The organism is Pseudoalteromonas sp. TAB23 (assembly GCF_000498075.1).
Classification (GTDB): domain Bacteria; phylum Pseudomonadota; class Gammaproteobacteria; order Enterobacterales; family Alteromonadaceae; genus Pseudoalteromonas; species Pseudoalteromonas arctica.
The window spans coordinates 1-12,269 of sequence record NZ_AUTP01000192.1 but is presented as its reverse complement, the minus strand read 5'-3'; the positions used below and the strand labels follow the sequence as shown (position 1 = coordinate 12,269).

Below are 12,269 nucleotides of genomic sequence, written 5' to 3'. Positions count from 1 at the left end.
CCCGCCTCAGTGGCCGAAAAATGAGACGCGGTAAATGCAATGTTGTGTGTGGTCATGCCGGTGTGTCCTGTTTAAAGTGTGCAGCTAGGTGCTTAACGCAAGCAAGTAAGCTTTTATCGTTACCGTGGCTCATCATTAATGAAAAACCATACGGATGATCATTTGCTAAATCAGCCAGCGGTAAATGCACTTGCGCTGAGCCACTAAGGCCCGCAATTGCCGAAAGCGTAATAATTTGCATGCGTAAGGCGCTTGTGTCGGCGCCTAATTTAGGTGCAGTTGTAGGGGTGGTGGGTAAAAATAAGCAGCTGTGTTTATTTAGGTTTTTAGCGACGATTGCTTGCCACTCGTGCTGTATTTTTAACGCCTCTTGTTCTTCTTGCTCGGTTAAAGCCAGTGCCATTTTAAAACGAGCCGCAATTGCTGGCGCAAAATGAGAAAGCTGATCTGGGAGTTCAAGCCAGTCTCGGTGCGTTTTAGCAATCGCACGACCTTGTAATATTCTAAAGGTATCGGCAAGCTCACTTAGCAGGTTGCTTTTGGGGAGCTTAAAATCGATATGATGATTAAAATAAGGTTTGGTTTTTTCTAAAAGCTTACCCAGTGGGGCTTGTAAAGCAGGGTCAACGAGTTCAAATAACGGCTCGCAAATAACTAAGGTATCAACGTTATTAATAGCTTGATTTGGTAACAGTACATTACCTACATCGCTTAATAGCTCGGCGCTTTGGGTAAGCCAACCTATGGTATCAAAAGGGGGAGCCAACGGTATTAGGCCGTCTTTTTCAATCACGTTATGACTTGGCCTTATGCCATATAAACCACAATAGCTGGCGGGNACCTAAGCCAATATCGGCTAAGTTTGCAGCAACGGATGCAGCAGACCCCATACTCGAACCACCGCAAGCATGCCCTTTTAATTTAGGATTTTGCGCAGCGCCATAATGTATATTATTACCCTCTAAGCTATAAGCCAGTTCGTCAGTATGGGTAAAGCCTATAAAGTTACAACCAGCGGTCATGAGCTTATTAACCGAGCTTGCCGTATTTTGAGCCGGTTTAGCTGTTTTAAACCAGTGTGGGTTGCCTGCGCTGTTACGCTCGCCCTTTACTGCAAATACATCTTTTACAGCTAAGCGATTGTTTGCAAGTAGACCAGATTGGTTTGTTTGCCACAGGGTAGGACCGTGATTGCAAAATATACTTTTGTTGTTTTTTTTATCACTCATTTGCAGCTCATTATTATAAAACTGACCAAGTACTTACTTATTAAGTTAAGAGTGATTAAAAAGCGGGCTGGTTATTATTATTTTAATACCAATTTTATTAAAAAAATGATCATTCTATTGGATTAAATAGCGCACTTACTTCGTTAAAAATTATTCATAGAGAACAACTATATGTCATAATTTTTGCCTTGTTATTGCGCTATTTTCTTCGCGTTATAATAGATCACTAATTTAATGCAATTGCTAAAGCTCCGCTTTTTAATCGGTAGTTTTGATTTTATAGTGCTTAGACTAAGCAAGAGGAATGCCATAAATTAAAATCCTGTCCAACTGGTCAGGTTTTGTTGGGTTGTATGAGATTTGTAAATGTGGGCTGTAGAAATAGTGAGATTAAAATGAGCTAAAACAAACCAATTTGGTGCGCAGATGCACCAAGTTGGTCTTTATTTATATAGTTTTGAGGGCTAAATGAGGGGCGTTTTACTGATGATTAAACCATTAATATCGGCGTAAACCCAATCGTTAGGTTCAATAGTGGTGCTAAGCATGGTAACAGCTTGGTTTTTATCACCAAAGCCGCGCTTTAAGGTACTACGCGGTGTAGAGCCTAGCGCCATTACAGGTAAGTTCATCGTGGCAAGTATTTCTATATCTCGGCAACAGCCATTTATTATTACGCCTTCCCAGCCATTACTTAAGGCACGTTCAGCCATAATATCGCCTATAAACGCAAAGCGTTTGCTCGCAAACCCGTTTATAACTAATACTTTACCTTCACCATTTTCATGCAATATATCGGCAGCAAAAGAGTTGTCTTCTGGGCAGGTAACGGTAACTACTTTGCCATAAAACGTGTTTTTTTTACCAAAGTGGTAAAGGCCGCTGTCTGCTACTTGTACTTTATCGCGATGATCGTCAAATAAATCGGGTGTAGTAAAGGGTGTCATGGGTTAAGTCTCACTTTGCTCAGGTATTTTAAGACCAATACCTTTTAAAATTATGTGGGCAATTGATTGCGTAATCTGTGCCACATCGGTTTCGTCGTACTCTAATTTGTTCATTACGAGTAAAACCTCAGCCTGAAAGTCGGCGTAATATTGCGTGGTAGACCAAATAGTAAAAAGCAAATGGTAGGGATCAACCTTATCCATTTTATCTGCATCCATCCATGCTTGAAGTACATCAATCTTTTGTTTAACCCAAGGGCGAGTATTGGTTCTAAAGTAGTTTTGTAAATAAGGTGCACCGCGCAGTATTTCACTGGCAAATAAGCGAGATTGCATTGGCTGATTTACGGCGAGTATTACTTTGCTTTTAATATAGTTATAAAGCACGGTAGCTGGATCGTCGTTAATTGTGACGTTATCAAGCCCTAAATTCCAATTAGCTATTATGCGGTCGATCACAGATTCGTACAGACCATCTTTACTTTTAAAGTAATACAAAATATTAGCTTTTGGCACCTGTGCTTCTTTAGCAACCATGCTCATACTTGCTCCGTCGTAACCTAATTGCGAAAACAATTGCTCGGCGGCATTTAGAATTAGTTTTTGGTTTTTCTCGCGTGTAACTTCTTTTTTATTTGGTTTTATTTGTGTGGTCATTATAGAGTTTGCGTGTTTAACGTATTGATTGATTGTAGCTTTACTGACCAAAAGGTCAATTACTAAAAAGGGTGAATGTTAAAAACAGGCGAGAGGTTTAAGCTATTAACTTTAATTGTTTAATTAAATAATTACTGTTAGTTTAGTTTCAAATTTACGAGTAGTACTTTTGGGTTGGCAAATGGATTTTATAAGCAAAAATAAATATACACTATATGGAGTCGCTGCAATATTACTGTGGAGTTGCTTAGTTGCATTACTACGGGATATTTCTGAGTTGTTTAGCCCCATTGGTGGTGCTGCGGCTATGTATTCTGTCAGTGCGATATTTTTAATTTTGGTTATGGGAGTGCCCAAGTTTAGTGGTTTTTCGAAACGCTACTTGGTAGTAGGTACTTTATTATTTGTATCGTACGAAATTTGCTTGGCGCTTTCTATTGGTATGGCAAATAGTCGTCATCAGGCAATGGAAATGGCGGTTATTAATTATTTATGGCCCACGCTAACAATATTGCTCTCTATTATTATTGGGCGCAAAAAAGTAAGTTACTGGGTTTACCCAAGCATGATTATTGCTTTTTTAGGCGTTGCTTGGTGTATTACGGGCGATCAAGAAATGTCGGTCGATACGCTTGTTACTAACTTTGCTGATAATCCTGCTACTTACCTAATGGCATTAGCTGCAGCGTTTATATGGGCTATTTATTGCGTAGTTACCCAAAAGCTGAGTAATGGTAAAAATGCCATTACGTTATTTTTTACTGTTACGGCAATTAGTTTGTGGGCGCAATATGGTTTTAGTAATGAAGCGCCATTAACGTTTTCAATCAGCTCAAGCATGACGTTATTATTAGCCGGCGTAGTAGTGGGGAGCGGTTATGCGCTGTGGAATCAAGCTATTATTGGCGGTAACTTAATGCTTTTGGGAACGCTTTCGTACTTTACACCGGTGTTTTCTAGTATTATTTCGGCGTTGTATTTATCTATTACGCTGAGTGCTTCGTTTTGGCAAGGGGTTGTACTGGTAACAGTGGGCTCGCTAATTTGCTACTTTGTAACGCGAGAAAAGCCTAAACGCACAGTAAACTAATCTACTTTAGCTAATGATTATAAAGTACTGATATTTAATGATTTTATATTTTAAATCTAAATTTATACCTTTAATGAGGCGTGCAATACGCCTCATTAAGTTTTTCTTTATAATTTTGCAGGTATAACTGCATAGCTTACTGATTTATTTCTAACTTTTTTTGCACAATAATAAAATATTAATGCAAATACTGCAGCGCTAATATCAACAAAACCGCTTTGATAATATTTTAAAAAATCATCAGCTAATAAAGCCTGTATAAGTGTTGAAACTCCCATACCAGCAGATAAAAATGCAATACCCATTAAGCCCCAATAGCTAGCGTGGTGAGTTCCTTTAAAAAAGGTATAAGCAACAAAGGCAAAAAATACCAAATAGTAACTATAGAGATAGCTGTAATTTGCGTTACCCATATATTGGTTAGTCCATTTAGCTTGTAATAAAGTGGCAACCACTGCAATCATTGACCCTAAGCAAACACCAATTGTTAAATTTGCCATAAATCGTGTACTTCGTTTGTTGGCATCTTGTTTAAAGCGCTTGTCTAGCCATAATAAGTTACCAGAGTAAAATAAGAATGCGCCAAGTAGTCCCATAACAAAATACCCCCAACGTCCCCATTCACCTCCATAAGTACCAAAGTGAAGTGAAAAGAAACTTCCTACTATATTACCCCAAACACCATCATCTCCTTGCGGATAGCTTGAGTTAAGTACTTCTAATGTATAGGGGTGTAAGAATAAGTAGTCGGTATCAGGTCCGCGAACGACAGCGCTGTTATTACTCATTTTTAATGTTGCTGTCGGACTGTTTGTATTTAAACGACTAAATGTAATGTGAATTGGCTCATAACCTGGGGCGTAGTTTTTTGCCGCTAAGAGCTGCTTATTTATGCTTGGTAAGTTTGCAATATGATAATTATGTGCTGCTGGGGCAGGCCGTTGAAAAAAGGATTTATCGTCATAAAATGCTGATAGACCATCATAAACCAGATCATGAAATGCAAATACCACCACAGTAAACGCTATAATTAAATGAAAAGGCAAGCTGGCGATCCCAACTAAATTATGACTATCGAGCCAAAAGCGACTGGCGCCTTTTTCTTTTCGAATCGCAAAAAAGGTTTTTACAAGCGTAGGTAGTAAAATAATCACGCCAGACACCAATGCTAAAAAGTACAGCGCAGATGCTATACCAAGTATATATACGCCTGATTGGTCGTGCCCAATTTCGCCTGCAAACCCAGCGGTTCGATGTAAGTAATCTATTAAATCTGCAAGCTTATTCTCACTTTGTTGCTGTATTACAAGATCATTTTGCTGGTTTAGATAGAGTACCTGTAATTGATTATCAAGTTTCATTCCGCGCTCTTTACCTTGGCTATACCAAGATAGTGGCGCTTGATTTGTTAATAAATCGAGAGAAAAACCATTACCCATTTGCTCAGGGTACTTAGTTATTGCTTGATCAACTAATGTTTGGTGATTGTTAGTGTGTGGTTTAGTCACTGGTGCACTGGCGGGGTTTGCCCACTGTGCTAATTCGTGTTTAAACATGGTTAAACTACCAGCATAAAAACCTATAAAAAGTACTAAACCTGCAATTATTCCAGTCCATGTATGCACGCCTTGGTAGGTACGCAAAATATCGGCTCTTACTCTCATAGCCAATTCCTTAAAATTATAAATAAGCTATATAGCGTTATATTTAAGCCCCCAAGTGTCAGCCAAGCATTTTTTGCTGAACTAAACAGGTAGGTGAAGCTAAAAATAGTTAACCATAAAATGGGTATCATCCACATATTAAATTGCACTTTGTCGGGCGCATCTATGCCTCCCGCTCCGTACCATGCAAAAAAAGCAACGAGAATAAACGCTAGCGCTAGCCCTAAAAAACAACCAGCCAAACTTTTACCAAGCCAAGTTGGTTTTATTTTTTGCCTTTGTGCAGATGACATTATTTTACTTCCTTGTGTTTAATCAGGCTTACGAGCGGAACTATTATTAAAGCGAGCATTATCATTAAAATGATAAAAAATACGGCTGNGCTGCCGCATTAGAAAAAGCATATAAGGCTAATGGTATTGCAATAATAAAAAGGATAAATGCGAGCTTGCGCCAGCTTTTGTTAATGGGTTTGCTTAGAAGTCGTTGGTGGCGGTTACTAAGATAAAACAGGGATATAGCAGTAAATAAAATAAGAGAAAGGGTAAGTTGCAACATAAATTAAAACACTTATTAATGATGTTGCTATTCTAAATGATAACTAAACTCAATTGCAACAAGTGTGTGTTTGTGCTATTTTTTCGAAAAATAAAACAACTATCCATAAAAGGAAATAACTGTGGTAGCTTCATTTAAGCCTGATAAACTTTCACTACTGATTACAAGCTCTTTGTTATTAGCTCAAAGCAATGCATTTGCTGATGAAACAAGTCGCGAATCAATAGATACAATTATTGTAACAGGCGAAAAAATCGAAAGGTCACTCAAAGATACGATTACATCGGTTGCAGTGGTAGATAAGTCACTATTAGAAAATGGACAACTAGGTTCGGTTTCAGAAGCTTTGGCAGAAATGGCAAATGTAGTGGTACTTACTGGAGCCGTGCCAGATATGCGCGGTGTGTCGGGTAATGGTGGTGCAACAGGTTTTAACTCATTTAGTGGAGGCTCTAAAGCAAGAGTATCAACGCTTGTTGATGGTGTAAGTCAGCCGTTTGTAGCTGATTTAACCGGTGATACAGGGTTGTGGGATATAGATCAAATAGCGGTATACCGTGGACCGCAGTCAACTAGTAATGGTCGTAATAGCATTGGTGGTGCAGTTTATATGACAACCAAAGCACCAACACAAGATTTTGAAGGTGCTGTACGCGTTGGGTATAGAAATCAAGATAGTTACCTTGATACAGCCGCTGTTGTTTCGGGGGCTTTAATTGAGGATGTACTAGCATTTCGTTTGTCTACTCAATATGTAAATGGTGAAACCTTTAGCAATCCAACGATACATGAAACCAATCCAACAGATAAAAACTTAAATAAGCTTAATACCAGTAGTACGCGTGCAAAATTACTGTATACCCCAACAACAGATTTAGCTGTACAGCTAACTTACTCTACCTACAGTGAAGAGGGTAATACAGGCCGTAAGTACTTTGAAGGTGATGAACCGTTTGATTATGTACCGTTATTTCAGCGCGATATGGATACCCAATCAGACACGACTCAGGTAAATATTGATTATAAAATAAATGATAACTTTTCGTTCGATATACTACTCGCTTATATGGATTATGACTGGGGCTACGAAGCATATGAGGCACTTGCCAGTGCAGAGTCTGATATTTATATGGATGAAAAAAATATCACAATTGATAGTAAATTAAACTTTGGCTTAAATAGTGATTTTTATTCGGGCTTTGTAGGTATTGCTTATTTTGACCGTGAACAAGACTTTAAAAGCGTTGGTGCAACCAATTATTTTGGTGACGATAGTAGTGACTCTAAAGCAATTTATGGCGAAACAAGCTTTGAGTTAACAAATGAGCTTACGTTAACAGCGGGGCTGCGAGTTGAGCGTGAAGAACAACTTCGTAATTTTGATATGGCTTTTGGTGGCAGCAGATTAGTTGAGCGATTAGATAATTCTAATACGATAAAACTACCTACGGTAGCTGTTCAATATAAAGTAACTAACAACACTACCTTATCGGCAAGTGCTCGTCGTGGTTATAACGCTGGTGGTGGTGCCTTAGATTTTGCTGCACAAGAATACTATTACTACGAGCAAGAATCAGTAAATACCTATGAAGTAGGCTCGCGTAGCGTACTAAATAATGGTGATTTAAATATTAGTGCTAATATTTTTTACAATAACTTTAATGGTTATCAAGCCTTAAGCTCAAGTCGAAAAATCACTAATATTGACGATGCACATAGCTATGGCTTAGAACTTGAAGCATATAGCATGCTAGGTGAGCAATGGCAGTTACATGCAGGGCTAGGTTTATTAAAAACTAAAATAGATGAATCAGCGACTTATTCAGATGCAGTGGGTAACGAATTAAACTCAGCACCAGAGCTAACTGCAAGTTTAGGTTTATCGCATTGGTTTACAGATAGCTTAAAGTTAAATGTGAGCGCTAATTATGTAGACGATTACTATGGAGATTTAACTAATACAGAAGAGCGTGTTGCCGGAGGTTATACAATTACGCGTGCAACAATAAGCTATAACAGCGATCATTGGTTGGTGAGTGCTTTTATTAATAATGCATTAGATGAAGAAGCATTTACGTCAGTTGAGCCTGCAAGTGGTCCCTACCCAACGGGTTATGTTGCGGTAGTGAATCCTCAAACGTTAGGTGCTTCAGTAACGTATCGTTTTTAACGTGCATTAATTAAGCAACGAGGATGACTATTAAAATTAAGCAGTAAATTTTAATAAACAAAGTAGCCCTATTATTTTAGGGCTTTTTGTTGCGTGCAGATTATTTTGCATTATTTACCTGTGCTAATAATTCAATAACTTTTTGTTGACCAAAGGTTTGTGCAAATAGCTCGGCCGTTTGACCTGCTTTGTTTTGATGCGCGTTGTCGCAATCAAGTGATACGAGTGTTTTAGCTATACTAAATTCACCTCTAAAAATAGCGGCCATTAGCGCTGTGTTGCCACGGTTATCTTCTAGACAGGCATTAGCGCCTAAGTGTAAAAGTGTGTTAACCGTGTTTTTATTACCATGGTAAGTAGCAATCATTAACGCGGTGTAGCCTTTATTGTTGTAGCTGTCGATAGGAATACCAGCATCTACAAATTGCTCTATTACAGCGGTGTCGTTTGTACGTGCTGCGGCAAAGTAATAAGCAAATAAGCTTTGGTATTGTGTTTTTGCAGAATGTTGGCTTTCAACTTGCGTACTGGGTGTTTGTGTACTTGGGGTATTTTGAGCGTAAACGCTACTGGTAAAGCTCAGTAGTAGAGCGACTATAATTAATAAATTACGCATAACAATTGTCTCTTATAAAAAGAGGAAGGGGGTTATCCCTTCCTCATAATTGTGGTTGCTTATATAGCTGCTTGCTTAGTTGGGACTAATTTTTACAACTGATTACTTACAGCTAGTTAATTACAACTAGCTACTTACAAGTTAGCGGCTAGTTGTTTAACCATTTTAAGGTCGCCGTTTACAGCTTTAGTTAAGCGTGTACCGTACTCACTATCTGCTTTGTAAAAGTGGCTAAGCATTTTGTGTTTAACACTGCTGTTTTGCACTTTGCCTAAATCGCCTGCTAGGTTATTAATTAGGTTTGTACGTTCTTGTTTGCTAAAACCACGGTATATAACACCTGCTTGCGCGAAGTTTTGCTGCTTTTTAATCGCGGCTTGTTGTACAAAGCCTTTTAGCTCTGTGTTACTTCTACGTGCAATTGGGTTTTCAGCTACGTTTTCTTGGCTTGGCTGGTAGTTAACATTGCTTGTTGTATTCCCGTAGTTCATTGCACCGTCTTGGTTGTAGTTAACCACTTCAACTTTTGCACGGTTAATTGGCAATTGCTGGTGGTTAGCACCTAGGCGGTACATTTGTGTATCAGCGTAAGAAAACATACGACCTTGTAATAAACGGTCTTCTGATGGCTCAATACCTGGAATAATGTTTGCCGGTGCCATTGCTACTTGTTCCGTAGATTGGAAGAAGTTAGTTGGCATACGGTTTAAGGTCATTGTTCCTACTTTAGTTTCTTTAATATCTAACCACATTTTTGTTGCATCTAACGGGTTGTAATCAAAATCATCAAGCTGCGATGGATCAAGCGTTTTAATGTACAGATCCCATTTTGGGAAATTGCCTCTGTTTATTTCAGTGTATAAATCTTGTGTTAAATGTTGAAAGTTTTGGCTTTGTACTTTTGCCACTTCTTTTGCGTCAAGGTTATCAATGCCTTGCTGGCTTACCCAATGAAACTTAACGTATTTAACATCACCCGATTTATTAATCATTTTGTATGCATGTACACCCCAACCGTCCATTTTACGAAGACTTGCTGGTGTACCGTAGTCACTGTAAACCCACGTTAGCATTTGTGTAGAACCTGGTTCGTGTGAGAAAAAGTCAAATACACGGTTAGGATCTTGAATGTTATCAACCGGAGATGGCTTTAAAGAGTGCACCATGTCTGGAAATTTGATTGCATCACGAATAAAGAACACAGGTAAGTTATTACCTACTAAATCCCAGTTACCTTGGTCTGTGTAAAACTTAGTTGCAAAGCCACGTGGGTCACGCAGTGTTTCTGGGCTACCTTTAGAGTGGATTACAGATGAAAAGCGAACAAATACGTCTGTTTCTTTACCTGCTTGTGCAAACGGTGCTGCAATTGTTAAATCGTCTAGCTCTTTTGATGCTACAAACACACCGTGTGCGCCAGTACCACGAGCATGCACAACACGCTCAGGAATACGCTCACGTGCAAAGCGTTGTAGTTTTTGAATTAGTTGTACGTCTTCTAGTAATACGCTGCCACGTTCGCCAGCCGTAATTGAATTTTGGTTGTCGCCAACAGCTGCGCCGTTGTCTTTAGTTAACGTAGTCGCTGCGCTTGCCGGTAATGCCATTGCAAGTGCTAGTGCACTTAGTGTTAATTTTGTTTTGTTTATTTGAGTATTCATTGTCGACCTCATCTATTTAAAAGTGCCGGCAGTGGTGCTGGCTGTTAATCTGTTAACGATAGTATTCATTTTTTTAACTTCGGTAAAACTGATTAATTAGATTGGTCTGATTTGAAAAATAGATGAAATAATTTAACAGGTGTATGTTTAGAGTTAACACCAATTTTGGTACTACGACCTTAGTCGATATGCATATTAATAAAATTGATTAAATACAGAGGTTTTTAATTTTAATTGCGTGTATTTTCACCAAGCTGGTGCGTTTTATACTTACAACGTGTTGACATATCAATTCAATAAAGGGAATATGCTCAATCGGTGGGCTTATGCTCATTATTGAGTTGCACTAAAAAGCTGCACAATATTAATCGCGCTTAACTCGTTATACTTAAATTAGCTAAACCAAACAGTTTTAATAAGGTGACAAGATGAATACTAACATTGAGCTAGTGATATTTGATTGTGATGGCGTTGTTATTGATAGCGAAATTTTAAGCGCACAAGTACTCATTAATATGCTTGTTGAAAAAGGCGTTGATATTGACCGTGCTTATGTACAGCAACACTTTTTAGGCTGCAATTTTAAAACAGTAAGCCAAAAAATAGCGGATGCATTTAATGTCACTCTTCCTGAAAGCTTTGAAGGTGACTACCGCGAAGCACTGTTAAACGAATTTGAAACAGGGCTAACCACGACTGACGGTATAAAAGACGTACTTAACAATTTAGCTGTGCCTATTTGTATAGCTACTAGCAGCAGCCCAGCACGCACCGCAAAAGCGTTGAGCGTAGTGAGTTTAAGTAAGTACTTTAGCGATACGGTTTTTACCAGCAGCGAAGTTAAGCGTGGCAAACCAGCACCCGATTTATTTTTACATGCAGCTAAACAAATGGGTGTAAAGCCAGAGCATTGTTTAGTGATTGAAGACAGTAAAGCCGGCGTAAATGCAGGAATTGACGCCAACATGCAAGTACTGCATTACAGCGGTGGGCAACATATGCAAGGCTCTGTTAATCATGTACACAGTGCTTACCCAAATGTTGATCATTTAACGCATTGGCAAGATTTTTTTAGTGCATACCCTGCACTTAAAAAGCAGTAAACACGCAGCTTTTTAAATAAACAAAGTTTTAAACGCGATTTGCTCGCCTTACACACTGACAGGCAAGCAAACGCAAAATATAAATGTAGATGGTTTTGCTTTACTAAAAATAAAACAAAACATGGCAAAACATCATGCGTTTATAAGCCAAATTATAAAAGGCGAAGTATTTAGGTATTAAGTACTTTGCTGTTAACAATAGGAAATACCATGGCAACGAGTCCACACACACAAACATTTAAAGATGTAAACGAAGAGCAACTTCCTGTTGCTAATAATAAGCTTCACGGCTGGAAGCATTTTGCAGGGCTATACGCCGGCGAACATGTTGCGGCTACTGAATTTGTTATTGGTGCAACGTTTGTTGCATTAGGCGCTTCAACCATCGACATTCTACTGGGTTTATTAATAGGTAACCTGTTAGCAATGTGTTCTTGGTGGCTGATTACTGCACCCATTGCAGTAGAAACCCGCTTAAGTTTATATAACTACTTAAACAAAATCGCTGGTAACTCAATGACCAAGCTCTATAACTGGGCTAACGTGGTTATTTTTAGTGTTATATCGGCCGCCA

General features: G+C 38.7%; 9 protein-coding genes and 2 pseudogenes. 4 read left to right on the top strand and 7 right to left on the bottom strand.

All coding sequences use genetic code 11. The annotated features are described in order from the left end of the window. Positions 1 to 52: 52 nt before the first annotated feature. From L654_RS1000000128675 to L654_RS0109595, 3 genes and pseudogenes are all read right to left on the bottom strand, one after another. Positions 53 to 1,229, bottom strand: a pseudogene (locus tag L654_RS1000000128675) (amidase family protein). Positions 1,230 to 1,693: 464 nt separating this feature from the next. Further along, a complete protein-coding gene (locus tag L654_RS0109600; RefSeq protein ID WP_024607899.1) occupies positions 1,694 to 2,176 on the bottom strand; it encodes a putative 4-hydroxy-4-methyl-2-oxoglutarate aldolase in 483 nt (160 codons plus the stop codon). Between the two features lie 3 nt (positions 2,177 to 2,179). After that, positions 2,180 to 2,833, bottom strand: coding sequence for a TetR/AcrR family transcriptional regulator (locus tag L654_RS0109595; RefSeq protein ID WP_024607898.1), 654 nt, complete (start codon positions 2,831 to 2,833; stop codon positions 2,180 to 2,182). A 181-nt stretch (positions 2,834 to 3,014) separates the two neighbouring features. On the opposite strand from L654_RS0109595, the gene yddG reads away from it, so the two are divergent. Beyond that, positions 3,015 to 3,923 carry an aromatic amino acid DMT transporter YddG gene (gene yddG / locus L654_RS0109590; RefSeq protein WP_024607897.1) on the top strand — a complete coding sequence of 303 codons (909 nt, stop codon included), beginning with the start codon at positions 3,015 to 3,017 and terminating at the stop codon, positions 3,921 to 3,923. A gap of 107 nt (positions 3,924 to 4,030) precedes the next feature. On the opposite strand, the gene L654_RS0109585 is transcribed toward yddG, so the two are convergent. Both L654_RS0109585 and L654_RS0109580 read right to left on the bottom strand, forming a co-directional pair. After that, a complete protein-coding gene (locus L654_RS0109585) occupies positions 4,031 to 5,587 on the bottom strand; it encodes a PepSY-associated TM helix domain-containing protein (RefSeq protein WP_024607896.1) in 1,557 nt (518 codons plus the stop codon). Then, entirely contained in the window at positions 5,584 to 5,880 is a 297-nt protein-coding gene (locus L654_RS0109580; RefSeq protein ID WP_010553597.1) for a hypothetical protein, read from the bottom strand. The genes L654_RS0109585 and L654_RS0109580 overlap by 4 nt, the downstream gene beginning before the upstream one ends. A gap of 386 nt (positions 5,881 to 6,266) precedes the next feature. Between L654_RS0109580 and L654_RS0109575 the strand changes: the two genes are divergently transcribed. Further along, positions 6,267 to 8,315, top strand: coding sequence for a TonB-dependent receptor (locus tag L654_RS0109575; RefSeq protein WP_024607895.1), 2,049 nt, complete (start codon positions 6,267 to 6,269; stop codon positions 8,313 to 8,315). Between the two features lie 100 nt (positions 8,316 to 8,415). On the opposite strand, the gene L654_RS0109570 is transcribed toward L654_RS0109575, so the two are convergent. After that, positions 8,416 to 8,931 carry an ankyrin repeat domain-containing protein gene (locus tag L654_RS0109570; RefSeq protein WP_024607894.1) on the bottom strand — a complete coding sequence of 172 codons (516 nt, stop codon included), beginning with the start codon at positions 8,929 to 8,931 and terminating at the stop codon, positions 8,416 to 8,418. 134 nt (positions 8,932 to 9,065) lie between these two features. Further along, entirely contained in the window at positions 9,066 to 10,592 is a 1,527-nt protein-coding gene (locus L654_RS0109565) for a catalase (protein ID WP_024607893.1), read from the bottom strand. 428 nt (positions 10,593 to 11,020) lie between these two features. On the opposite strand from L654_RS0109565, the gene L654_RS0109560 reads away from it, so the two are divergent. Together L654_RS0109560 and L654_RS0109555 are read left to right on the top strand one after the other, a co-directional pair. Next, on the top strand, positions 11,021 to 11,695 hold the full coding sequence (locus tag L654_RS0109560; protein WP_024591940.1) for an HAD family hydrolase: 675 nt from the start codon (positions 11,021 to 11,023) through the stop codon (positions 11,693 to 11,695). A gap of 210 nt (positions 11,696 to 11,905) precedes the next feature. Next, a pseudogene (locus tag L654_RS0109555) lies at positions 11,906 to 12,269 on the top strand (hypothetical protein); the annotation flags it as partial.

Coding starts and splice junctions, on each gene's coding strand:
- L654_RS0109600 (WP_024607899.1), bottom strand. CDS start 2,176: ATGACACCCTTTACTACACCCGATTTATTTGACGATCATCGCGATAAA.
- L654_RS0109595 (WP_024607898.1), bottom strand. CDS start 2,833: ATGACCACACAAATAAAACCAAATAAAAAAGAAGTTACACGCGAGAAA.
- yddG (WP_024607897.1), top strand. CDS start 3,015: ATGGATTTTATAAGCAAAAATAAATATACACTATATGGAGTCGCTGCA.
- L654_RS0109585 (WP_024607896.1), bottom strand. CDS start 5,587: ATGAGAGTAAGAGCCGATATTTTGCGTACCTACCAAGGCGTGCATACA.
- L654_RS0109580 (WP_010553597.1), bottom strand. CDS start 5,880: ATGTCATCTGCACAAAGGCAAAAAATAAAACCAACTTGGCTTGGTAAA.
- L654_RS0109570 (WP_024607894.1), bottom strand. CDS start 8,931: ATGCGTAATTTATTAATTATAGTCGCTCTACTACTGAGCTTTACCAGT.
- L654_RS0109565 (WP_024607893.1), bottom strand. CDS start 10,592: ATGAATACTCAAATAAACAAAACAAAATTAACACTAAGTGCACTAGCA.
- L654_RS0109560 (WP_024591940.1), top strand. CDS start 11,021: ATGAATACTAACATTGAGCTAGTGATATTTGATTGTGATGGCGTTGTT.